General features: G+C 37.5%; 19 protein-coding genes. All 19 read right to left on the bottom strand.

Going from position 1 to position 24,184, the window contains the following annotated elements; genetic code table 11:
• Nucleotides 1-9 precede the first annotated feature (9 nt).
• The 19 genes from PHO70_00725 to PHO70_00635 all read right to left on the bottom strand — a co-directional run bounded on the left by PHO70_00725 (nt 10) and on the right by PHO70_00635 (nt 24,153).
• On the bottom strand, nt 10-846 hold the full coding sequence (locus PHO70_00725) for a hypothetical protein (protein MDD5431503.1): 837 nt from the start codon (nt 844-846) through the stop codon (nt 10-12).
• 472 nt (nt 847-1,318) lie between these two features.
• A complete protein-coding gene (locus tag PHO70_00720) occupies nt 1,319-2,257 on the bottom strand; it encodes a 2-dehydropantoate 2-reductase (protein MDD5431502.1) in 939 nt (312 codons plus the stop codon).
• A 17-nt stretch (nt 2,258-2,274) separates the two neighbouring features.
• Nucleotides 2,275-3,042: a DNA repair protein RecO gene (recO, locus tag PHO70_00715; protein MDD5431501.1), complete on the bottom strand. Its 768-nt coding sequence runs from the start codon at nt 3,040-3,042 to the stop codon at nt 2,275-2,277.
• Complete coding sequence (gene ybeY / locus PHO70_00710; GenBank protein ID MDD5431500.1) at nt 3,029-3,520, bottom strand: rRNA maturation RNase YbeY; 492 nt, start codon at nt 3,518-3,520, stop codon at nt 3,029-3,031. The genes recO and ybeY overlap by 14 nt, the downstream gene beginning before the upstream one ends.
• Nucleotides 3,507-4,853, bottom strand: a complete 1,347-nt coding sequence (locus tag PHO70_00705) for an HDIG domain-containing protein (GenBank protein MDD5431499.1) — start codon at nt 4,851-4,853, stop codon at nt 3,507-3,509. The genes ybeY and PHO70_00705 overlap by 14 nt, the downstream gene beginning before the upstream one ends.
• A gap of 6 nt (nt 4,854-4,859) precedes the next feature.
• Entirely contained in the window at nt 4,860-5,810 is a 951-nt protein-coding gene (locus PHO70_00700; protein MDD5431498.1) for a PhoH family protein, read from the bottom strand.
• Between the two features lie 31 nt (nt 5,811-5,841).
• On the bottom strand, nt 5,842-6,408 hold the full coding sequence (locus PHO70_00695) for a LysM peptidoglycan-binding domain-containing protein (GenBank protein ID MDD5431497.1): 567 nt from the start codon (nt 6,406-6,408) through the stop codon (nt 5,842-5,844).
• The gene (gene aspS, locus PHO70_00690; protein ID MDD5431496.1) at nt 6,405-7,808 is read right to left on the bottom strand and encodes an aspartate--tRNA ligase; all 1,404 of its coding nucleotides are present in this window, start codon (nt 7,806-7,808) and stop codon (nt 6,405-6,407) included. The genes PHO70_00695 and aspS overlap by 4 nt, the downstream gene beginning before the upstream one ends.
• Nucleotides 7,809-7,817: 9 nt before the next feature.
• Complete coding sequence (gene hisS / locus PHO70_00685; protein ID MDD5431495.1) at nt 7,818-9,062, bottom strand: histidine--tRNA ligase; 1,245 nt, start codon at nt 9,060-9,062, stop codon at nt 7,818-7,820.
• A 21-nt stretch (nt 9,063-9,083) separates the two neighbouring features.
• Nucleotides 9,084-9,356, bottom strand: coding sequence for an integration host factor subunit beta (locus PHO70_00680; GenBank protein ID MDD5431494.1), 273 nt, complete (start codon nt 9,354-9,356; stop codon nt 9,084-9,086).
• 200 nt (nt 9,357-9,556) lie between these two features.
• Nucleotides 9,557-12,991, bottom strand: a complete 3,435-nt coding sequence (locus tag PHO70_00675) for a DNA polymerase III subunit alpha (protein MDD5431493.1) — start codon at nt 12,989-12,991, stop codon at nt 9,557-9,559.
• Nucleotides 12,992-13,095: 104 nt separating this feature from the next.
• Nucleotides 13,096-14,640 carry a glutamine-hydrolyzing GMP synthase gene (gene guaA, locus PHO70_00670; protein ID MDD5431492.1) on the bottom strand — a complete coding sequence of 515 codons (1,545 nt, stop codon included), beginning with the start codon at nt 14,638-14,640 and terminating at the stop codon, nt 13,096-13,098.
• Nucleotides 14,637-15,797 (bottom strand): GuaB3 family IMP dehydrogenase-related protein, encoded by a 1,161-nt coding sequence (locus tag PHO70_00665; protein ID MDD5431491.1) that lies wholly within the window; start codon nt 15,795-15,797, stop codon nt 14,637-14,639. Before PHO70_00665 ends, guaA begins: the two co-directional genes overlap by 4 nt.
• Nucleotides 15,798-16,038: 241 nt before the next feature.
• A complete protein-coding gene (gene groL / locus PHO70_00660; GenBank protein ID MDD5431490.1) occupies nt 16,039-17,676 on the bottom strand; it encodes a chaperonin GroEL in 1,638 nt (545 codons plus the stop codon).
• Nucleotides 17,677-17,696: 20 nt separating this feature from the next.
• Nucleotides 17,697-17,987 carry a co-chaperone GroES gene (groES, locus tag PHO70_00655; GenBank protein MDD5431489.1) on the bottom strand — a complete coding sequence of 97 codons (291 nt, stop codon included), beginning with the start codon at nt 17,985-17,987 and terminating at the stop codon, nt 17,697-17,699.
• 123 nt (nt 17,988-18,110) lie between these two features.
• Complete coding sequence (locus tag PHO70_00650; GenBank protein MDD5431488.1) at nt 18,111-18,761, bottom strand: hypothetical protein; 651 nt, start codon at nt 18,759-18,761, stop codon at nt 18,111-18,113.
• A 26-nt stretch (nt 18,762-18,787) separates the two neighbouring features.
• Nucleotides 18,788-21,049, bottom strand: coding sequence for a hypothetical protein (locus PHO70_00645; protein MDD5431487.1), 2,262 nt, complete (start codon nt 21,047-21,049; stop codon nt 18,788-18,790).
• An 88-nt stretch (nt 21,050-21,137) separates the two neighbouring features.
• Nucleotides 21,138-22,367, bottom strand: a complete 1,230-nt coding sequence (locus PHO70_00640) for an O-antigen ligase family protein (GenBank protein ID MDD5431486.1) — start codon at nt 22,365-22,367, stop codon at nt 21,138-21,140.
• On the bottom strand, nt 22,348-24,153 hold the full coding sequence (locus PHO70_00635) for a hypothetical protein (GenBank protein MDD5431485.1): 1,806 nt from the start codon (nt 24,151-24,153) through the stop codon (nt 22,348-22,350). Before PHO70_00635 ends, PHO70_00640 begins: the two co-directional genes overlap by 20 nt.
• Nucleotides 24,154-24,184: the final 31 nt, after the last annotated feature.

Below are 24,184 nucleotides of genomic sequence, written 5' to 3'. Positions count from 1 at the left end.
TAATCTACCCTATTCATTTAAAAACTCATTCTCAGGATCTAATTCCTTTGCCCGCTTTAGGTAATAATTGTACTTATCCAAATCACCCTTTTTCTTATATGCCTGGGCAAGCCGCACATTGACTGTTGCAAAATCAGGAGTCATTTTATAAGCGATATTAAGTTCTTCAATTGCTTTATCAAGGTCTCCTCCGGCGATAGCCGGCGCTTTTAAATAAAATGTCCCCATACAAAGATGCGTTTCAGATAAGTCAGGAGAAATTTCTTTAGCCTTTTCGAAATTCCGTTTTATCTGTGTCCCATATTTAATCTTACCGAACAGCCATCCATCAGAACATCGCTTGCTATTAATTGCGCCAAGCATCATATAAGCAAGCGCTATATCATCCTTATCATCACTGCCTCTTTTAATCACCTGATTAGTTAATTCCAAAGCTTCGTTTATTTTATTATCACTATATTTTATATAAGCAAGTGTAACTAAGGATGGAGCGTGAGTAGGATTCTCGTCAATCACCCTTTTTAGGATTTCCTCCGAAGCAGAATATTTATGCCTTCTTCTCATTATCTCTGCTTTTCCCCAAAGGGCATCCAGGTTAAAAGGATCCATTGCAAGGACTTCATTAAAAAGCGCTAATCCTTCATTGTCCTTACGCAGCTTCAAGCACGCAATAGCTTCACTTAGCAGCTCAACAGTTCTCTTGGAATTAATAGATGATATTGATACATCCGGGCTAGTCAACGATTTAGGCTTAACCGGTTTACGCGAACTTAAAAAAACAGCAGTTCCCGCCCAACCGATAATGAGGAATATTATGAGTAGTTTTCTTATTTTTGGGGAATACATTTAATTTACCTATTACTTTCGCGTCTGCCTTGTCTTGTTCTCGCAGCACCGCTCGTCCCGCCCCACCGTGGCGGGACTCGCTTGGAGTTTGCGCTCGCTCTCACTGGAGTTTATAGCGGGTGAACCATGGCCGCTCGCACAAACTACATGCTGCGAGAATCAAGCCAAGGCATCCGCTGAAACGCTTATTACTATGCAAACTGTTATAGCTTTATGGTTTTTGCTGGAGGCACATTAGAAAATTTTTGGCAAATGTCGGAAAGGATTTACGAGGAGCGTAGGACGGCTTTTTTTTAAGAACGCTAAGCCGAAGCGACGACGTTGAGCCCCTATACAATCCTACTGGCGAAATCCCCGAAGGGGATAAACCGCAGCCGACGGCAAAAATTTTTGAGTGCACGGAAGCGAAAACCATAAAGCAAAGTCTAATTTGAACGAGAAAAGACGGCAGATTCATTAAACTATTGATATACTATCTTTCTACCGCAAAATTATAACTTGCCTCAATAGTCTTAACTAAATCAACCAACATTGAATTTGCCGGGACAGAGATGCCTAATTCCTGGCCCAACCTTACAATGACTCCATTAATGAAATCTATCTCCGTGCGTTTTTTACGCAGAACATCTTGAAGCATACTTGATACGTTAGCTGCAGTTGCCTCACAAACCGCTTCAACCTTTGCCAAAGGGTCATCAAAAATCAACTTTATCCTTTTTCTCTTTGCGATGCGAACCGCTTCAGTAACAGCCTCTCTTAAAACTTTACGCGTTCCCTCAAATTCCATAAGCCCTCCGTTATTAAGGCGCGTAACAGCAGTAAGTGGATTAATCCCAACATTGATAATTAACTTAGACCACAAGAGCCCTTTAATATCACGGGAGATTTTAGTTTCAAAACCAATTTTATTAAAAATCTCACGAATTAAACGCATCTCAACCGGAGTTTTTCCATCAAGACGACCAATCGCCGTCTCACCTTTACCGGCAAACCTGACCTTTCCTTCGCTTATCAAGGTTGAGCCTAGATTTGTCGTACCGGCAATCACCATATCCGCATCCCCAACAACCTCACCAATAATCTCAAGATTTCCTATCCCATTTTGCAAAGTAACAACGGCGGTCTTATCGGTAAAAAGCGTCTTGGCTTCCGTGATTGCTTCTTTTGTATCATATGATTTGACACAAATCATTACTAAATCAGCCTTACCAATCTCTTTGGCGTCAGCAGTAGCCTTTACCTTAATTTGCCAATTCCCTGAAAGCCCTTCAACCATTACACCGCTTTGATTAATCCTCTGCGCCCGCTCTTTATTCTTATCAAGCAGCCAAATTTCCTCTTTAGTCTTCTGGGCTAAAAAAGCTGCGAACAAACAACCCATTGCTCCGGGGCCAACAATAACAATCTTCATATTTCCTCCCTATCCGGCTATTTAACAGCCAAAGAGAAGTTTTCCAGTTTATTTAAAACCTTCTGCGATTTTAATTCCCGCTCAAGATGAAAATTTAAAAATGCATTCAATATCATATCCAATTCTTTTTTTATCTGCGGGTTTAATCCTAGATTAAGATTACTCCGGAAATCATTTCTTTCAATATGTAAAATAGAAGCTATCGTTCCCCGGAAAATCATACGGCACGAGGAATCTTTATGGCTGCACTTGGGACACAAAAGCCCTCCTAACATAAGGCTAAACTTTGCCTGGCCGGATACTTTCTGCGAACATGAAACGCAGGAATCAAAATGCGGCTTAAAACCGGATAGCGATAACATTTTAATCTTAAAAATAGTCATTACTTTTTCCGGGTTGCTCGTTAAGCTTAATTCGCTAAGGCAATTTAACCCTAAATCAAACACTTCCTCATTCTTATCTTCTTCCTGCATTACGGCGCCGATTAGCTCCATCATAAAACCACTCATCCCGGTTTTTACAATATGCTGCCTGATCGGGGCGAAATGGTTCTTTTTATCGGCTTGGCTGACCAAATGCAATGACGAACTTCTGCTTTTATAAAAAATAATTTCATTGTGAGAAAACGGCTCAATGTCGCTAGCAAATTTACCCGGGGTATTTCTGATGCCTTTTAAGATACCGTTAATCTTTCCGTAATCTCTTGTAAAAAACTCAGCGATTATTGAAGTTTCCCGAAAATCTCGCTTTCTTAAAACTAAAGCTTCAGTCTTATGTATTGACATTCTTTAGACCCAATCTTAGTAGAATTGTTTCAGCTTTCTTCTGCATTAAATCCCGTTCCTTTACGGTCTTATCATCAAAACCCAAAAGATGCAACACCCCATGGACCACATAAAGATAAAGCTCATATTTTGGCGAAGTCTCATATGTTTTTGCATTACGGATTGCTGCATCAGAAGAAACTAGGATATCCGATAGTAAAACGTTTTTCTCTTCTGAGATATCAAAAGCAATCACATCCGTAGGATAATTACTGCCTATATATTTACGGTTAAATTTCTTGATCTTTTCATCATTTACAAAACAAATAGAAATTTCACCTTTTATTCCCGGTTGTAACAAGGTTATTGTAGAAAGAACGGCTTTTTTTATGCCAAGGGATGAAATTAAAACTTTGTTTTGTAGATTTCTTATTATTATAGTTAATACTTTAGGAGGCTTTTTGTTGTTGATGTGCCTTGGATTCTTAGCTAGATTCACTTTTGGATTCTTCCGGATAGGAAACACGGCTATGATATATGCCGCCCAATATTCTGATAAATACAGCTGAAATCTTTTCTAAATCTTTTAGTGTTAAATCGCACTCATCAAGCTGTCCATCGATAAACTTATTATTTATAATTTTATGCACCACTTCCTCAATCTTAGCCGGATTTGGATCCCTCATCGCGCGTGTTGCTGCCTCCACTGAATCAGCCAATAAAACAACTGCTGTTTCTTTGGTATTCGGTTTTGGGCCGGGATAACGAAAACCTTCTTCTTCCACTTCCTGGTCTTTTTCTTCCAAATTCTCAAGAGCGCGCCTGTAGAAATAATAAACCAGGCTATTGCCATGGTGTTGCTGAATAAAATCCAATAAAACCGGATTAAGATGGTATTTCTTAGCTAATTCTACCCCTTCTTTAACATGGTTCATAATCACCAGCTTGCTCATTGAAGGAGCTAATTCATCGTGCCTGCTATGATCTATGCTCTGATTCTCGCTGAAATAATCAGGCTTATGCAATTTACCGATATCGTGATAATAAGCGCCGATTCTTGCCAATAATGGATTTGCCCCGATTGCATGGCAAGCGCTCTCCGAAAGATTCCCAACAATAAGGCTATGATGATATGTTCCGGGAGCTTCCATAATAAGTCGCTGCAAAAGCGGATGGTTTGAATCCGCAAGTTCCAAAAGGCTTATGTTTGTTGCAGTTTTAAAAAGATACTCAAAAACAGGCAGCACTCCCAAAACTATAATACTAGAAATTAGGCCGTTAACCATAATACCCAGATAACTTCCTAAATAATATTTCTGAGGCAAAGACCAGTAAGAATCTACAAAAAATAATAATACACCCTGAGTGATACCGATAACAAAACCCGCTTTAATGACCCTGCTTCGTTTACGGGCGTTTAAAACTAAGATGCTGGACAATATACCACTAACAAAAAATAAAATTCCTAAATGCAAGTGATTTCCTGAAATTGAAGCAACAGTAAAAGAAACAGCAAGGGTAATTAATAAAGAAAGTTCAAGCTGGTTAAAAAGAAGGGTTGTAAGCATTGGTATAATACAAAAAGGTATATACGCTCTTGACCAGCTTTGATTTACTATAAAATATGTAGCTACTACAGGGATAACAAATAAAAGGGTCAAGCTAAGAATACTATAATTCTCCAAATACGAATCGCGGAATTTAATATAAACAACTAAGGAAAGAAGAAATGCGGGGATAACCAAATTAAGCTGCAGAACTAAACTAACTAGAAATAAAAGCACAACGCCGAATACAAATCTAATTTTCTTAAAAATAATATATTTCCCCATATTTAACTATTTCCTGCCAAAAGCGTCATATGCTTCAATAATTCTTTGTACAAGTGCATGCCTTACTACGTCTGTTCCGGAAAAATAAATAAATTTGATCCCTTCAATATCGCTTAAGATATCCTGTGCTTGAAGCAAGCCGATAGGCTTGCCTTCCGGAAGGTCGCTTTGAGTGATATCCCCGGTAATAACAGCTTTTGAATCAAAACCAAGGCGAGTCAAAAACATTTTCATTTGCTCTGCTGTGCAATTTTGCGCTTCATCAAGGATAATAAAGGCGTCGTTTAGTGTCCTACCTCTCATATAGGCTAAAGGAGCTACCTCAACAATCCCAGTCTCAAGGTATTTTTCAATGCGTTCAGCCTCTACCATATCATAAAGCGCGTCATAAAGAGGCCTTAAATAAGGAGCAATCTTCTCCTGTAAATCACCGGGCAAAAACCCCAGAGATTCACCTGCTTCAATTGCCGGGCGGGTAAGAATAATTCGGCGGACTTGTTGTTTCTTTAAAGCCTCAACCGCAGAAGCCATAGCCAAATAAGTCTTTCCTGTCCCAGCCGGGCCAATTCCAAAAACTATGTCGTATTTTTTTATCGCGTCAAAATACTCAATCTGGCCTTTTGTCTTTGGCCCGATATTGCTCCCGCTAAAAACCCGATTAGAGGTTAGCTCAATCTTTTCTTTGGCGTCAATCTTGCCTTTCTTAAAATTTAAGATTAACGAATGTAAATCCGCCCTGCCTAAATCTGTAGAACCTGATCTAAAAGCATGCAGGATGAATTCAATTAACCCTTGGATTTTCTTTATATTCGTAGCTGTGCCGCTTAACTTTAAGTATTCACCACGAATAGCAAGCTTTACCTTAAATTCTTTTTCAAGCAGCTTGAGATATTCATCATGCGGGCCAAAAATGAGCTGCGCCTCCTGATGAGACTGAATTTTTATTGATTTTTCCATTCTTTAAGACAGCTTTCTTGGCTTTAACAAATTATTTCAAATTCTCAGTAGGCTCTGTCATGCCTTGAGTTTGAGATTTTAATTCAGGCAAAACAGGGATATTTATAGTTTTACCGGGACGAATACTATTTGGGCTCTTTAATGTATCTTTATTGGCATCGTAAATCTTCATCCATTTCTTAGTTGTGCCATAATACTTCATGGAAATTTTCTGTAATGTATCATTCTTCTGAACAACGTATTTTTCAAATACTGGTTCGCAAGACGCGGGTGTTTCAATTATTTCCGGAACTACGCTTTGAGTTATATATCCACGATTGCCTTCAGTTTCTACTTTTTTAGCTGGCTTTTTCCACCATTTCTTAAACTCAAATTTAAGAGGAGAATGTAATTCAACTTCTACAACCTGCGTTGTGCGGTCTGTTTTCTTCCCCAGAGTTTCTTCTGCAGGAGCAGCACCTTTAATATATCCTCTATTACCCCCGGATAAATCCTGATCAATTCTATCTTTAGTTAAAGGATACGTTCTTACAACGCAACCCGATAACACAAAAACCAATGAAAAACCCAACAAATAAATTATCTTTGCCTTTTTCATTTTTCCTCCCCTTTATTTATTTTTCTTAAATTAATCCCTAACTCCTTTAACTGTTTTTCATCTACATCCGAAGGCGCACTGGTTAACGGACAAAATGCCTTTTGGGTCTTAGGGAAAGCAATGACCTCCCTAATGCTTGATTCCTTGGACAAAATCGCAAGTAGCCTATCCATCCCAAAAGCAAACCCTCCATGAGGTGGAGCGCCGAATTGAAAAGCTTCCAACAAGAAGCCAAAACGTGTCCTAGCTTGTTCCTTATCAATACCGATAATATTAAAAATCTTTTCCTGTAATTTCTGATCATGGATTCTTATTGAACCTGAGCCAATCTCCATACCATTAAGTACTAAATCATAAGAACGTGATTTTACTTTTTCAGGAGAAGCCTCCAAGAAATCTAAATCCGTTTGAGCAGGCGCAGTAAAAGGATGATGCTCGCTCTCCCAACGCTTCTCCTCTTCGTTATATTTAAAAAGAGGAAAATCAACAACCCAGACAAAAGCAAATTCAAGCCCCGAACTTTCCCTCAAATCAGGCTTATCATTTTTATACTTATCCTGCGCTTCCTGATAAGTCATCCGGGGAAATGGTATTTTTATATCAATGCCTTTTCCTTCTTTGAAGATTAGTTGCATCAATCTTTCCATTATAGAAAAAATATCTTCTTCATTTGGGAAAGACATCTCTAAGTCTAACTGAGTAAATTCTGGTTGTCTGTCAGCGCGCAAATCTTCATCGCGGAAACATTTTGCAATTTGATAATACCTATCAATCCCTGCAACCATTAAAATTTGTTTAAATAGCTGCGGCGACTGCGGGAGAGCAAAGAATTGCCCCGGATTAAGTCTAGATGGGACCAAATAATCACGTGCCCCTTCCGGAGTAGACTTTGTAAGAATAGGAGTTTCGCATTCAATAAAGCCTTCCTTATCCAGAAAATTCCTTGTAATTTTATAGACAATACTCCTTAGCATAAAATTAGTAAGAACCTTGTTTCTTCTTAAATCAAGGTAACGATATTTAAGCCGCATCTCTTCTGTAACCTCAAGGGTATCTTCTATCTCAAAAGGAGGCGTAAGGCTGGGATTCAAAATCTCTACATTCTTGGCTAGGACTTCAATTTCACCGGTAGCTAATTTAGGATTAACTGTGTTCCCCGGACGCTTATTTACAGATCCAACTACTTTAATAACAAACTCAGATCTTAATTCCTGCGCTATCTTATAAGATTCGCCTGCTTCTTTTGGAATAAAGGTAACCTGAGTAAGCCCGTATCTATCACGTATATCTATAAAAATAAGCTTTCCATGGTCACGCCTGTTTGCAACCCAACCGCATAAAGTTACAACTTCCCCCACATTACTAGCATTTAATTCACCACATGTATGATCGCGTAGCATAAAAAACTCCTAACTGTTACTCCTTAACTCGGAGATTAAATTTGATATACCAATTTCCTTTTGTTCGCCTGAAGCCATATCCTTAAGCATAACAACATTCTTCTTTATTTCATTATCCCCCAAGATTAAAACGTATTTCGCTTCTAAATCATTAGCCAAACGCATTGCTCCCTTAAGCGATTTCCCCTCATAATCCGTATCAGCGGGTATTCCTGCATTACGCAGATTATTTAATAACACTAATCCTTGCGCCTTAGCCTCATCTCCTAAGGTAATTACAAAAACCAGGTTCTTAGGAATCTTTTGATTTTGCAATTTTGAAACCAACATCAATCTTTCAACACCAAAAGCAAAGCCGATTGCCCCGGTTTGCTCGCCGCCTAATTCTTTAACTAGATTATCATACCTTCCGCCTGCACCAATTGCATCCTGCGAACCTAAATCTTTATGTTTCACCTCAAAAACAGTTTGAGTGTAATAATCAAGCCCCCGGACAAGCGTCGGCAAAACCTCATATTTAATTTTTAAAGCATCCAGCCCGGTTAAAACTCTTTTAAAATGGTTTTTACAATCCTCGCAAAGATGCCTATCGCCGATGCTCAACTCTTCTATTATTTTCTTGCAAGATTCATTCTTGCAATCAAGTATTCTTAAAATATTGTGGTCAAACCTTACTTTGCACTCCGGGCAAAGCGAATCTAGTTTACCACGTAAATCCTTTTGCAACAAATTAACCAATTCTTTCTTATCTTTTACGCAACCTAAAGTGTTTATCTTGATTTCGTAACCCGAAACCTGATAAGACTTAAGCAATTTGTCCGCAAGGCTGATTACCTCAACATCTACTTCGGCTTGAGATGAACCAATAACTTCTATTCCTATATGATGAAACTGGCGAAGACGCCCTTTTTGCGGCCGCTCAAGGCGGAACATTGGGCCCATATAATAAAACTTCTTTAAACCCGCTGTCTTATCGAGGTTATTCTCAACATAAGCACGTACAATAGACGCAGTTCCTTCCGGACGCAGGGCGTACAAATCTTCCTGATTACGTATAAGGAACATCTGCTTCTGAACGATCTCGGTGAATTCACCCAAAGAACGGTTAAAAAGGCTGGCATCCTCAATTACCGGCGGCCTGATTTCACAATAATTAAATATAGAAAAAACCGAACGGCTGATTTTTTCTATTTCCTGCCAAGAATAAACTTCTTGCACAAGAATGTCTTTTGTTCCCGGAACTCTTTTAAACATATTTTTTTAAGGCGAGAAGGGTTATTTTATTTCTTTTTTCATCTCTAAGCCTGGCTTAAAGACAACAACTTTCCTGGGAGGGACCGGTACTACCTGGCCAGTGCGAGGATTTCTGCCAGTGCGGCTTTTTCTTTGTTTAATTTTGAACACGCCGAAATTACGCAGCTCAATCTTTTCTCCTCTAACCAAGGCTTCTGTAATGCAGTCAAAAGTCCTTTGCACAACTTTTTTAACATCTATTTGTTTTAAGTTGGTTTCATCAGAAACTTTTAAAATTATATCTTTTTTTGTCATATACAGCCCCCTTTTTGAGCATAACAATGTTTGTAAGTATAATACAAACAAAAAGTTACGTTGTCAAGGGGTTTTTTTAATGAGGGCATAACTTACGGAACGAGCGAAGCGAGTAAACGTAAGTTATATGCCCGAATTAATCCCGATAGCTGCGAGAAAATTTGGAACAAATTTTCGAAGCGATTAGCTATCGGGATAACCTATATTACTATCGACAACTTATCTTCACCTAGTAGTTCAACTGCATCCTGGATAAGTTTCTCACTAGGGCTTACATAAAGATTTTCCCCGACTACAAACTGTACTTTTGACTTTGAAGGAGTATTTAAATGCAGATAAACAGGTGTTTGCCCGCGGTTTAAGCTTAATAATTCCTTTAGGGATAAAAAGAGGTTTTCCTGCATTCCGGATAAATTAATATTAATTGCTGAAATAAGGCTATAAACCTGCTCCATAGGAAACAAATCATTTATTAAAAGCTTAGGAGTATCTTCCTTAAGATTAAGGGTTCCTCTTGCCAACACAACCGTATTTGGTTGGATATATCGGGAAACCTTCTGATAAGACCGAGGGAAAACCAAAGCTTCAACTGAACCTTCCAAATCTTCAAGTTTCAAGATTGCCATTTTCTCTTGCTTAGCCCGAGTCAAAGTGTTTTTTATTTTCGCAATCAACCCTACAATCTTCACTTCTTCTTCATCTTTACAAAGTGACAGATTTGCAATTGAAGTAGAAGCAAAACGCCGCAATTGCCCTGCATACCTGGCCAAAGGATGCCCGCTCACATAAAAACCTAACATATCTTTTTCAAAAGACAAAATTTGCGGCTCAGGCCATTCTCTAACCTGGGGGAGATTTAATTTAGATTTCTTAAAAGCATCCTGGCTTAAATTCTGGTCAAAAAATGAAAGTTGCCCTGTTGAACGCTCTTTTTGCAGCTTTGAAGATTGCTCTAGTATCTGCTCTAAGCCAGCAAACATTTGAGCACGCGGCATAGAAAAAGAATCCAAGGCACCGCATTTTATCAAACTCTCTAATACTTTTTTATTTACAAGCCTTAAATCTATTCTCTGACACATGTCTTCAAGAGAAACAAATTTCCCGTTCTTTCTTGCTTCAATGATAGAATCAATCGCACCTGCTCCAACATTCTTGACTGCCAATAAGCCGAAACGGATGGTTTTATCGTCTATTACTTTAAATAACGCACTACTTTCATTTATGTCTGGAGGCAACATCTGAAGGCCCATACGGTTAGCCTCATTTACATATTCTACAATCTTATCTGTATTGTCACGTTCTGAAGTAAGTAACGCTGTCATAAATTCAACAGGAAAATTTGCCTTAAGATATGCTGTTCGGTAAGAAATTAAAGCATACGCAGCGCTATGCGATTTATTAAATCCATACCCGGAAAAATATTCTATCAAATCAAAAATCTTAGCAGCGATACTTTCTTTAACGCCGTTTTTAACACAACCTGTAATGAAATTTTTACGCTCTTTTTCCATAACCTCAGGGATCTTCTTACCCATCGCCTTACGCAAAAGATCGGCTTGTGCAAGGCTAAATCCAGCTAGGACAGAAGCGATTTGCATAATCTGCTCTTGATAAACCATAATCCCGTAAGTTTCTTTTAGGATTGTTTCTAACTTGGGGTGTTCATATTTGATTGAAATAAGATTATGTTTTCTTTTAATAAAATCATCTAGCATCCCGCTTCCGATGGGGCCCGGCCTATACAAAGCCAAAAGAGCAATTAAATCTTCAAAACGTTCCGGCTCGAGCTTTCTTAATAAATCGCGCATTCCGGAACTTTCTACTTGGAACACCCCTATAGTTTTAGCATTACTCAAAAGTTTATACGTATTCTTATCATCAAGAGCAATATTATCTAAATCAATATCTCTGCCTTTCGTTTCTTTAATAATCTTTGTTGTTTGGTCAATAACGGTAAGGGTTCTTAAACCAAGAAAATCCATCTTAAGCAAACCAATCTTCTCTAAAGCACCCATACTATAACCCGTAGTCACTTGGTCGTCGCTAGTCTTAAATAGCGGGCTGTAATTATCAAGCGGCTTATCTCCTATTACAACTCCTGCCGCGTGAATTGACGCATGGCGGTTTAAGCCTTCCAAAGAAAGCGCGATATTAGTAAGTTTTGTTATCTGAGGATCGCTTTTAGTAAGATTATTTAATTCCGGCTCATTATCTAAAGCGTCTTTTAAAGTCGTGTTTGGTTCAGGAGGGATTAATTTTGCGAGCCGGTCAACATCAGCATATGCAATACCCATTACCCTACCTACATCCCTGACTACACCGCGAGCTTGCATGGTACCAAAAGTAATAATCTGCGCTACATTCTGTCTGCCATATTTATTAGTAACATAATCAATTACTTCCTGGCGCCTTTCATAACAAAAGTCTATATCTATATCGGGCATCCCAATACGATCAGGATTCAAGAACCTCTCAAACAAAAGCCCGTATTCCAAAGGGTTAATATCGGTAATCCCTAATAAATAACTTACGATACTTCCCGCAGCAGAACCTCTTCCCGGACCAACAGGAATTCCTTGGCTCTTAGCATAATTAATAAAATCCCAAACTATCAAAAAATAACTTACATAACCCATGTTCTTAATAATTTTTAACTCGTGGTTAAGGCGTTCTTGAATAGCGGGATTTACCCCTTTATACCTTCTCTCTAGCCCTTTTTCACAAAGCTGCAACAAAAAATCTTCCTTAGTTAAACCTTCAGGCGGGTCATATTTCGGCAAATGCAATTTTGAAAAATCTAGTTCAAGATTACAGCGATGGGCAATTTCCAATGTGTTAGCGATAGCTTGAGGATAATCCTTAAAAATATTGATCATTTCCTGAGGGGATCTAAAGTAAAACTCTTCAGTTTGAAAACGCATACGATTAGGGTCGTCGAGAGTAGTTTGAGTTTGGATGCAAAGAAGCGCTTCGTGGCTGAGCGCTCTTTCTTTAGTCAAATAGTGCACGTCATTGGTTGCAACAAGCGGGATTTTTAATTCGTTAGAAATCTTTACTAACCCTTCATTAACTTTTTTTTGTTCCGGTATTGAATTAGCCTGCAGCTCAAGGAAAAAATTAGATTTACCCAATATGTTCAGATAAATATCAGCAGTTTTTAGTGCGTCGTTAAAACGCTTCTGCTGAATTAAAGAAGGTATTTCTCCTTTAAGGCAAGCAGTTAATCCTATAAGCCCTTTAGAATATTGCGAAAGGATTTCTTTATCTATACGCGGCCGATAATAAAAACCTTCTAAATAAGCCTTAGAAACCAGCTTCATTAAATTTTGATATCCTAATTCATCCTTAGCAAGAAGTATTAAATGGTAGGCGGCTTCATCTATCCCAACAGAAGTTTTATCAAGCCTGCTTCCGGGAGCAACATAAAATTCACACCCGATAATTGGCTTAATCCCTGCCTTTTGCGCTTCCTGATAGAATTCAATAGCGCCGAACATATTACCATGATCTGTGATAGCCAAAGAATCCATCTTGTATTCTTTGGCAAGATTTAATAACTCAGGTAAGCGGCAAGCGCCGTCAAGAAGGCTAAATTGCGTGTGGACGTGGAGATGGATAAAATCGGAATGCGGCATAATGATACGTGATAGCTATGGGTCACAAAGTAACTAGGCCAACATGTTATCTAAAACTTGTTACTTGTGGCCTTGTGTCATTTTGACGTTTTTTTATTACTATCTTATTCCCACTCAATAGTAGCAGGTGGTTTAGAACTAATATCATAAACAACGCGGTTAACGCCTTTTACTTCGTTGATTATGCGGTTGGAAATTCTTTCCATGATTTCATAGGGTAGTTTAACCCAGTCAGCAGTCATACCGTCAAAGCTAGAAACACATCTTATTGCTACAACATTTTCATAGGTGCGTTCATCACCCATTACTCCAACGCTTTTTATTGGAAGCAAAATCGCAAATGACTGCCAGATTTGTTCATACAATCCTGCTTTTCTTATCTCTTCAATAACCCTTAAATCTACTTCTCTTAACACATCAAGCCTCTCTTGAGTAATCTCGCCGATAATCCTTATCGCAAGGCCAGGTCCGGGGAAAGGCTGACGGAAAAGTATAGCTTCAGGCAAACCTAATTCTTTCCCGATCTGTCGGACTTCATCTTTAAATAAATCTCTTAATGGTTCAACCAATTTTAGCTTCATGTGAGCCGGCAAACCACCGACGTTATGATGGCTTTTAATCCTGCTGGAAGGCGCTCCGGTAACAGATATTGACTCTATTACATCCGGATACAAAGTACCTTGCCCTAAAAATTTAACTCCCTTTACTTTATCAGCTTCTTCTTCAAAAACCTTAACAAACTCATCACCAATAATTTTTCTTTTTTCTTCCGGATCCGTAACGCCTTTAAGACGCACAAGGAACCTTTTACTTCTATCTACATAATCTAAATTCAGATGATACATATTGCGGAAAATATTCTTTATCTGCTGCGGCTCATCTTTTCTTAAAAGCCCGTTATCTATAAAAATACAACGGAGATTCTTACCGATTGCCTTGTGTAGTAGCAATGCGGCAACTGAAGAATCAACCCCTCCTGACAAACCTAAAACAACCTTATCCTTACCAAGGAGCTTTTTAGTATTTTCAGTTGATTCTTTAATGAAAGATTGCATTGTCCAGCGGGAAAGGCATCCGCAAATTCTAAATAAGAAGTTGCTTAGGATCTGATTTCCTTTGTCGGTATGCGTTACCTCCGGATGAAACTGCACTCCGTAAATCTTTTTTTGTTTGCTAGAAATCGCAGCAATCGGAGAGTTAAGAGTATGCGCTATAGTACGGAATCCCGAAGGAAGCTTAGTTACATAATCTCCATGACTAGCCCAACAGGTAAAATTTCCGGGTAAATGGCTAAAAAGGTCACGGTTATCATCAATAAAAAGTTCCGCTTTACCGAATTCACGGCTCTTAGTATGTCTAACCTTCCCACCAAGCATCTCCGAAATAACCTGCATCCCATAACAAATCCCTAAAATAGGAACCCCTAACTTAAAGATTCCTTTATCAGGATAAGGGCTTTTCTTTTTATCTATTACGGAAGCAGGGCCTCCGGAAAGTATCAATCCTTTAGGGTTTAAACTTGCAATTTCTTTGGCGCTCATATTAAACGGAACAATCTTAGAGAATACTTTATTTTCTCTAACCCTACGTGCAATTAACTGGGTATACTGTGAACCAAAATCTAATATTACTACTGTTTGTCTTGTCATTTTCCCATTCCTACTTTTTGTGAAGCTTGGAATATTTTGCCTTCTGTCTGGATCGAAGGAGCAATGATTATTTCCACATCATGCATCTCTTTTACATTAGATGCCCCTAATGAGCCCATGGAAGTTTTTAAAGCTCCCATAAGATTCTGCGACCCATCGTCAACTCTTGCAGGGCCAAAAAGAATTTCTTTAAGCGTACCTGTAGTCCCGACATAAATACGGGTTCCGCGAGGCAGGTTCACATGAGATGTAGCCATACCCCAATGATAACCTCTTCCCGGAGCTTCTTTTGCCCTTGCAAAACTTGAGCCAATCATTACCGCATCTGCTCCGCAGGCAATTGCCCTACAGATATCCCCACCGCGATTCATCCCGCCATCAGTAATTATTGAAACATATTTACCGGTTCTCTTAAAATGAAAATCTCTTGCAGCTGCTGCATCTACTGTTGCTGTAACCTGAGGGACTCCAATCCCCAATACTCCTCTGGTTGTGCAAGCTGCGCCTGGGCCAACGCCAATTAATAAAGCTGCAGCTCCAGTCTCCATTAAACCAACAGTTGTCTCATAAGTAACACAATTACCTATAATAACTGGGATTTTGGTTTGTTTGCAGAATTTAAATAAATCAAGGCTTTTGTATTCCTTTGCGATGTGTTTAGTTGTAGTCACAGTAGACTGAACTACAAACATATCAGCACCCGCAGCTATTGCTAATTTAGAGAATTTCTCGGCATGAGCAGGGATACAACTTACAACTGCAGTCCCCTTCTTCTTTTTTATTTCAGCAACACGCTTAGTAACTAATTTCTCTTTTATCGGTGTCGTATAAACTGACTGAATCAATTCTGTGGCTTTTTGAGGAGTTGCTTTGGAAATCTGTTCCAAAACGCTATCGGGATTCTCATAACGAGTCTGAACGCCGTCAAGATTTAAAACAGCTATACCACCAAGCTCGGACATTTCAATCGCAAATTTAACATCAACTACGCCGTCCATCGCAGCGGCTAGAATAGGAACTTTAAACTTCTTACCATCAATTTCAAAAGAAATATTTACCTCATTAGGATTAACTGTTTGCGCGCCTGGGACAAGCGCAATTTCATCAAAACCATAACATCTACGAGCTCGCCTTCCTATTCCTATCCACTCTGCCATTTTTAATTTTCTCCTTTGAGCACAAGCTCACCCCAATCCATCCGCTAGGATTAGGGTCAATATTCATAACCTATTACAAATCAACAGATTATGTGCTTTTAATAAATATTGTATTAGAATTTAGATATTAATTTTATAATAATACCGACACTTTGTCAATAAGAAAATGGGGCCAGATTTATTTTAGCTTCAAAATAATTCCGACCCCATTTTTACTTTTATTTCAATTTCTTACTTCTTTTTAATACATTCCCCCCATACCTCCACCCATTCCTCCTGGTGGCATAGGCGGCATTTTATCTTCCTTTTCAGGTTTATCAGTAATCACTGTTTCAGTAGTAAGTAACAAGGCTGCGATACTTGCTGCATTTTGTAAAGCAGAACGAGTTACTTTTGTTGGATCAATGACACCCGCTTCAATCATATCAACATATTCATTCTGATTCACATCATATCCGATATTTGCTTTTTCCTGCTTTATGCGTTGAACAACCACAGAACCCTCAAGACCGGCGTTTTGCGCAATCTGTCTTAGCGGCTCTTCAATTGCTCTTTTTACAATATCAGCTCCGATCTTCTCATCACCTTCAAGTTTCATTTTCTCAAGGCCGGGAATCGAACGAACTAAAGCAACTCCACCTCCAGGAACAATACCTTCCTGAGAAGCAGCTCTTGTCGCATGCAAAGCATCTTCAACTCTTGCCTTTTTCTCTTTCATTTCGGTTTCGGTTGCAGCGCCTACATTGATAACAGCAACTCCGCCAGCTAATTTAGCTAAACGTTCCTGAAGCTTTTCTTTATCATAATCTGAATCAGTATCGTCTATCTGTTTTTTAAGCTGGGCGACTCTTGCTTTGATTGCCGCATCTTTACCTGCACCTTCAACTATCGTTGTATTCTCTTTATCAATTTTAACTTTTTTAGCGCGTCCTAACTCATCAACATCAACACTCTCTAATTTTATCCCCAAATCCTCAGTTATTGCTTTACCACCGGTAAGAATAGCAATATCTTCAAGCATTGCTTTACGCCTATCTCCATAACCCGGAGCTTTAACTGCGCAAGCAACAAATGTCCCACGGATCTTATTTACTACTAATGTAGCAAGAGCCTCACCGTCAACTTCTTCAGCAATAATCAAAAGCGGTTTTCCGGTACGTGCAATTTTCTCCAACATTGGAAGGATATCCTTAATAGAAGAAATCTTCTTCTCATATATAAGGATATACGGATCCTCTAAAAGTACTTCCATTCTCTCTGCGTCGGTAACAAAATACGGAGAAAGATATCCTTGATCAAATTGCATACCTTCAACAACTTCTAATGTAGTTGCTGTTGACTTAGCTTCTTCAACAGTAATAACTCCGTCTTTTCCTACTTTATCCATTGCTTCGGCAATTAACTCGCCAATTGCTGTATCAGAATTAGCTGCAATTGAAGCAACCTGAGCAATTTCTTTTTTATCTTTAATAGGAGTAGAAAGTTTGCTTAAATCCTCAACTACTCTCTCAACAGCTTTCTCAATACCCCTTTTTAACGACATCGGGTTTGACCCTGCTGTAACATTCTTCAAGCCTTCACGATAGATTGCTTCAGCTAAAACTGTAGCTGTAGTGGTTCCATCGCCAGCGATATCAGAAGTTTTCTCTGCAACTTCTTTTACCATCTGGGCACCCATATTCTCAAAGGAATCTTCCAATTCAACTTCTTTTGCCACTGTAACACCGTCTTTTGTAATTGTAGGAGAACCAAATTTCTTATCAATTACAACATTGCGGCCCTTTGGCCCTAAAGTAACCTTAACGGCTCTGGCCAGTTGCTCAACACCGCTAAGAATCTTGCGGCGGGCTTCATCACTGTATAATAACTGTTTTGCCATTCTACTCACTCTCCTTTTACTTATTTGATTATTGCTAAAATATCTTCTTCTTTCATAATCAATAATTCTTCGCCTTCTTTAGTCGTGATTTCATTACCGGAATATTTTCCGTATAATACCTTATCACCAACTTTTACCTCCAAAGCCTGCACAGCTCCGCTATCCAGAACCTTACCTTTTCCTACAGCAACTACTTTACCCTCTTGCGGTTTTTCTTTAGCAGTATCAGGAAGTAAAATGCCTCCTTTGGTTTTAGATTCAGCCTCTAAAGGCTTAATTACTACCCTATCGCCTAATGGTCTAATATCCATTTGTAACACCTCCCTTTATAATTTAGTTATGACTAAAGCTCAAATCTTAGCACTCTATGTTTCGGAGTGCTAATTATAAAACAAAAAAATATCTTGTCAAGAGTTTTTTGCAAGATTTTATTCTTAATCAAAAGCTTGTTTCAATATTTTCGAAGCTATATCCTGAGGTACGCGATTTTCAATGCCCGTAAGCTTCTCGTCGGAGTTTATCGCCACAAACCGATTGCCTCTATACTCTAAGTTTAAATTAATCAAACTCGTCACTGTATAAAAATAAGTATTTCTATAGCTGATACTTGCAGCGTGATTCTTTTCCAAATACAACTTTTCTTGCATAACAACATGAGCCTTATATGGCGCTGCCATAGAATCAGTTTCAATAATATCAGCCCTATCTACAATATAAGCAAAATCTCTCAAAATATAATCCTCATGTATTGGAGGGACAGGTAATACCTTTGAAGACTTATACCAATCTTGATTTACAAATCTGTTAATTTCTGAATTTTTCTTATGAATTTTTTCATTCATCCATTCCTGTATAGCAGAATCAAGCCTTGCCTTAAGCTCGCCTGTCAAAATTTCACGTTTTTCCGTCCTCTCTTTTTCAACTTTTTTCATAGCTCTCTCAAAAGCCTGTTCTACATTCTCAGGCTTAAGTCCCCCCTGCTCAATAAAAACCTTACTATCATCTAACACAGAATATTGGGAAAAACATATCCCAGGAGGAAAAACTATGGCTAAAATGAAAACTAAAAACAAGCTCTTCTTCATAAAATTATTTTACCATAATAGGAAATTTATGCAATACTCACTTTAATTCTACTTAAAGAATATACAAACAAGCTACTTATCTTTAACAACGCAATAGTTAAACATGTATTGAATAACCCCAAAACCGGCAACAGAACAACTCCCCCTATTAATCCTGCAAGACAGCCTCCTAAAAGATCCCAAAAATATAACACTCCAGCAGTTTCTCCAACCATGATATCATTCCCTCCCAGATACATTTTGGCTGCCAGAGGAAATTCCAGCCCAGTAAATAACCCGGACAAAAAGAATAGAATAGTAAAAATAAAGGAAGAATACCTTTCTAAATACATTCCCTTAGTAATTATAAAGCCGCAAATTAGGGTAAATACTATTATTGAAAATTCTAACTTCCAGAAAAAAGAAAATTCTTTTTTTATCTTTTTATAATTAGCAGTTATTAACAAGCCACCCAAAGCAGCTCCTGCCATATATATCGCAATCAAAAGCCCTATTCTATTATATAAATAGCCATAAAAAGTCTGGTAAGAAAAGATCAAAACTAAGCTCATCAACATCCCAAAAAAACCAGTTGTTGCTATAGAATAACAAATTGGCAACTTTAAAACTTTCTTTATTTTATATATGAGAATCATAATTAATGAAATTACTAACGCAATAAAAAACACTATCCTGAAATTCATTTTTCCAAGAAAATTTAACGCCTTAGCGAAAATTGGAGAAAATTTCCTATTCCAAAGCGTAACTGTTTTGTAGACTGCTACAGGTTTAAAATCACTATTAATTTCAAAGGAGGCCTTTTCTAATTGGCTATCAAACCATACAACGTGCTCTTTGCTTAGCCTATGCTCCAGATAAGCAAGGCTAATTATAGCGCTACTAATATTCATTGAGTTCATTCTTTGCCAGACTAAATTCGGAGAAACCTCTAATAAATCCACAGAATCAGAAGCTAAGAAAATATTATAATCTCCAGGGACAATTCGTACGTGTTCAAAAACCAATTTTGCGGCATTTAAAATTGAAGCATTTATATCGCGCAACTCAATGCCAAGATAACTTAAGGATCCGGGGAGCCAAAACGAAAAAATACCATCGGGCCTTAACCTAAGCTTCAATAAAGAAAAAAACTCTTCTGTAAAAACCCGATTAGTTGATAAATCTGGCTGCCCCGAGAAACCAATTAAAATAACATCATACTGCTTTAAAGTTTCTCTCAAATACAGCCTTGCATCTACATTTTTAACGCTCAGCCTTTTATCGGAAAATTCATTTTTAGTCAAACTGGTAGGATATTTCTTAAGCATTCCCAAGATTAAAGGGTCGAGTTCTGCATAGTCAATATTCTTTATTGGATATTTTATAATTTCATTAACCAGCCCGCCTGCCCCGCTTCCTAGAATTAAGACTTCCAGCGGCTTTTCATGAAACAATAAAGGAAGATTACCAAAATCCTCAATAAACTGTTTATCAGGAAAAGGCGTGGTTATAACCGGAAGGCCATTATAGAAAAAAGTGACCTGTTCCTTCTGGGCCGCGAGCACTATATTTCCATAAACAGAATTTCTGCTCTCTAGGACTTTTAAACCCTTCCATTGGTTAAACAAAGCAGACTTATTAATTGAATCCAATCTTAACCCAAATATTAAACAAAAGACAAAGGATGAGATAACAAAAAACTTTAATAATTTGAGCTTCGTAAATCTTAGGAAATAAAAACAAATCCCAATATTAATTATTAAAATTACAAAAACAATAAAAAATGAATTTAAATAAGGTATAAAAAGGTAAGTAAACACAACCCCACCAATTATTGTCCCTACTAACTCAAGAAAATAGAATCTACCTATAGGAGAAATATTCTTAAAAAATACTGACTGGATTTTACTCCCGCAGCTAAATAAACCACCATGACAGAAACTAACAGGAAAAATTACAATAAATGAAACAATGAATACAGCCTGAAGCCCCAACCCCTCCCCCAGAGGCAAACCTAAGAACGTTTTGAAATCTTTTGAAAAATAAAGGACAACCGGGAGCATAAAAGAAAAAACTACTTGCAAAATAATAAATACTTTAATCTTGTCCTTTATCCTATCAATAACCTTTCCAAACAAAAATGCTCCAATAGCCTCTGAAACTAACCAGTTAGACAAAATAATCCCCAAGGTTAATTCATTGCCATAAAAATTAACCATTAGTTCACGCAGTAATAACACCTGCGCAACAAGCCCACTAAAACCAATTATTAATACTGTCAGGTTAAACATAGTTAGTCCATAGTTCACAGTCCACAACAAACTTGACTGCAAAAAAAATACCGCTATTTTTCATGGAAAATAGCGGCTTAGTAAAACTTTGCTCTTTCAATTCTTTTTAGTTTATATTCTTAGTTTTTCCAATAGTTAATCTTGACGCAGCTATACCCAAGCCAAGAAGAAGCCAAAATAATATACCTAAATCCAAAGAATAAAAAATTGTATCAACTACCATTTGTACACAATAGCCCAGCACAGAAGCAGTTGTAGCTAATAAAATATACCAAGAGTAATTATTGCTACGTAAATTAAGCGTTTTAATATTTTTATAAAAAAATGCACCTAATATCAACAAAAATGCCAATAGCCCAATAATACCAATTTCAGACGCAATCTGAAGATAACAATTATGAGCATATGGGGTTGTAAAAGGATAGTCTTTAGAAACAAAATTCTTGAAATTGAACATGAACGTTCCAATGCCAACACCTAGCCAAGGTTTTGACAAAAACATTTTAAAAGCAGCTTCCCACATCATTCTTCTATCTCCAGAGCTTTGGTCAGAAAAAACAAAAAAGTTGCTCAAGCGTTCTCTTAGATAAGGGAAAAAAGACTGGTTTAGAACTAACAGGACTATACCAATTACTGCCATAATAATCCAAATGGCTTTAACCCAAATACTCATCAATAAAATTGACCCTAAGAAAGCAAACCAAGCACCTCGGGAAACCGTAAGCATTAAACAAATAAAAAGCAATATAAAAACAACTATAAAAAAGTATTTAGATTTTATTTTTCTTCGCAAGGCCTCAAAGAAAACAGCAACACTAAAAGGAAGCAGTGCTGCTAAATAACAACCGTAGTCATTAGCAGATGAAAATGTAGCATGAATCCTTGGAATACCGAAATACGGCCGGTTACGAATAAAATCCTTATGCGTGAAAAACTGGTAAATTCCATCAATTCCTAAAAGCAGCGAAGAAGAAATAAAAATATAAATAAAAATCTTTAAGCGTTCTTCTGTATTAAGGGTTTCTGCCACAATAAAAAGAAACATAACATCTTGCAAGATCTTCCCAAAGAAGGTCCTAGTGCTAATGCCTAAATTATTGCTTATAAAAATTGACAAGAAACAGATAGCTAAATACGCAAAAATTGGTAAATTAATAACGCTTCTTTCCAGACCTTCTCTCTGAAGTATCTTTCTAATGATAAAACAAACAATTGCCAAAGTACTAAAGATTTCAATTGCTGCTTTTGCAATAGGCAATTGGAATGCAACGATATAAATTGAAAATACGGTAATGCTATCTAATATATTAACAATCTTAGTTTTTTTCAAACTCATCACCCTCTTCTTTATCTAAAATACCTTTTATTTTTCTGTAAGATACACCACAAGAGTTACAAATTTTCACGATTTCCGAAAGATCGTTTAAACCCAAAGAAGGAACCGCAATTAAAACCTCTTTTATTTCATTTTCTTTAACCAAAGATTTAATCTTTTCCCTTGTGCCTAACACAGGCAAACCCTGGATTTTACTACCTTTTTTAATAGGATTATCATCAATGAATCCAATCGGCTTATAATGAAGATCTCTATTGCGCTTGATTTCTCTAATCACCATCTCTCCTGTATCTCCTGCCCCAAAGATCAGGACATTACAGCCAGCGCCTCTGTTACGGCTAAAGAACTCGCCTAATATTCTAAATAAAATTCTTGTTCCGCAAACTAAAAACAGAAGAAGAATCCAATCCAAAAAGAACACAGCTCTTGAATATTCATGAAACCTGAACACAAAAGTCATGAAAAGTATGGAAGCAATTGACCCTAAGCTAACTACCTTAAATATTGTTAACAAATCAGAAATACTTACATATCTCCATACTCCACGGTAAAGCCCAAAGATAAAGAATATCGACATCTTGATTAAAATAACACTTAAAAGGGAATCTTTTAATAAAGGCAAATTACTATTCAGCATCGATCCTTCAAATCTTAACATATATGCAGAAGAATAAGCCAGCCAAATAAGCCCAAAATCCAAAATAACTTCAACAATCCTGCGCTTATGATAAACAAAAGTATTCATAAATGTTTTATTTTCAAACCCATTTGGTTTCCTAACCCTATTTAATTCATTCTTGCGGGACACGTCCTCATTGATAAATAGACCGAAGAATAATAAAATTACTACAGCTAAAAACGCAATTACTGAAGCAAGGAATAAATTAATCTGGGAGAACAGAATAGCAATCACGCCAAAAGCAATACTTATCCCGTATAAAACCAATACTGTTTTCTTTTGGGATAGACCTAAAGTAACTAAATGATGCGAAGTATGATCCTTACCACCTTCAAATATTGGCCTATTCTGTATCTTTCTTAAAATCATAACAAAAAGCGTATCAAAGATAGGAACGCTTAAGATTAAAACCGGAACGATAAGGGTAATTAACAAATTGGAAATGTGCCTAGCTGTCCCCCCGATTGAAATAACTGCCAAAGAATACCCTAAAACCATACTCCCGCAATCACCCATAAATATCTTTGCCGGATTAAAATTATAAGGCAAGAATCCCAAAGCCGCTCCAGAAATGATTAATGCGTAAAAACCGAAAGGATTATTTGAAAAAATTACAGAAGATACAAAAATCATTCCGGCTGAAATTGCTGCAATCCCAGCGGCAAGTCCATCAATATTATCAAGAAGATTAAATGAGTTAGTTACACCAACAATCCAAAGCAAAGTTAAAGGAATAACCAGATAAGTTGGCAAAGGAAGCCCGATAACAACGCCTGAGAAAATAGCAATTGCTCCAGCAATAATCTGCATAAATAACTTAGTATAAGGAGGAATAGATATTCTATCGTCTATAAGGCCTACCGCGAATAAAAAAGTTAAACCCAGAAAAAAACCGAAAGAACTTCTGTTAAAAAGGCCAAAGAATAAAGAAGAGATAATTACAGAAAGATATATGGCTATACCACCAAGGATTGCTGTAGGATGTTTATGCCAACGGTCAGCACGAGGATAGGAAATTAAACCATTCTTCATGGCGAAGAAACGCACAATCGGAGTAAAAAATAAACTAAGGAAAAAAGGGATTAAAAAAAAGGTGGCGTTTCGCATAATAATTTATTATACCACACACCAAATACCA

The sequence above is a fragment of the Candidatus Omnitrophota bacterium genome (assembly GCA_028715415.1).
GTDB lineage: Bacteria > Omnitrophota > Gorgyraeia > Gygaellales > Profunditerraquicolaceae > JAQURX01.
This window is presented reverse-complemented; position numbering and strand designations above follow the sequence as displayed.

Coding starts and splice junctions, on each gene's coding strand:
- aspS (MDD5431496.1), bottom strand. CDS start 7,808: ATGCTACGCGATCATACATGTGGTGAATTAAATGCTAGTAATGTGGGG.
- groES (MDD5431489.1), bottom strand. CDS start 17,987: ATGGATATTAGACCATTAGGCGATAGGGTAGTAATTAAGCCTTTAGAG.
- PHO70_00705 (MDD5431499.1), bottom strand. CDS start 4,853: ATGGGGAAATATATTATTTTTAAGAAAATTAGATTTGTATTCGGCGTT.
- PHO70_00680 (MDD5431494.1), bottom strand. CDS start 9,356: ATGACAAAAAAAGATATAATTTTAAAAGTTTCTGATGAAACCAACTTA.
- PHO70_00700 (MDD5431498.1), bottom strand. CDS start 5,810: ATGGAAAAATCAATAAAAATTCAGTCTCATCAGGAGGCGCAGCTCATT.
- PHO70_00675 (MDD5431493.1), bottom strand. CDS start 12,991: ATGCCGCATTCCGATTTTATCCATCTCCACGTCCACACGCAATTTAGC.
- PHO70_00635 (MDD5431485.1), bottom strand. CDS start 24,153: ATGCGAAACGCCACCTTTTTTTTAATCCCTTTTTTCCTTAGTTTATTT.
- PHO70_00720 (MDD5431502.1), bottom strand. CDS start 2,257: ATGAAGATTGTTATTGTTGGCCCCGGAGCAATGGGTTGTTTGTTCGCA.
- PHO70_00695 (MDD5431497.1), bottom strand. CDS start 6,408: ATGAAAAAGGCAAAGATAATTTATTTGTTGGGTTTTTCATTGGTTTTT.
- PHO70_00665 (MDD5431491.1), bottom strand. CDS start 15,797: ATGGCAGAGTGGATAGGAATAGGAAGGCGAGCTCGTAGATGTTATGGT.
- recO (MDD5431501.1), bottom strand. CDS start 3,042: ATGTCAATACATAAGACTGAAGCTTTAGTTTTAAGAAAGCGAGATTTT.
- hisS (MDD5431495.1), bottom strand. CDS start 9,062: ATGTTTAAAAGAGTTCCGGGAACAAAAGACATTCTTGTGCAAGAAGTT.
- PHO70_00725 (MDD5431503.1), bottom strand. CDS start 846: ATGTATTCCCCAAAAATAAGAAAACTACTCATAATATTCCTCATTATC.
- guaA (MDD5431492.1), bottom strand. CDS start 14,640: ATGACAAGACAAACAGTAGTAATATTAGATTTTGGTTCACAGTATACC.
- PHO70_00640 (MDD5431486.1), bottom strand. CDS start 22,367: ATGAGTTTGAAAAAAACTAAGATTGTTAATATATTAGATAGCATTACC.
- PHO70_00650 (MDD5431488.1), bottom strand. CDS start 18,761: ATGAAGAAGAGCTTGTTTTTAGTTTTCATTTTAGCCATAGTTTTTCCT.
- groL (MDD5431490.1), bottom strand. CDS start 17,676: ATGGCAAAACAGTTATTATACAGTGATGAAGCCCGCCGCAAGATTCTT.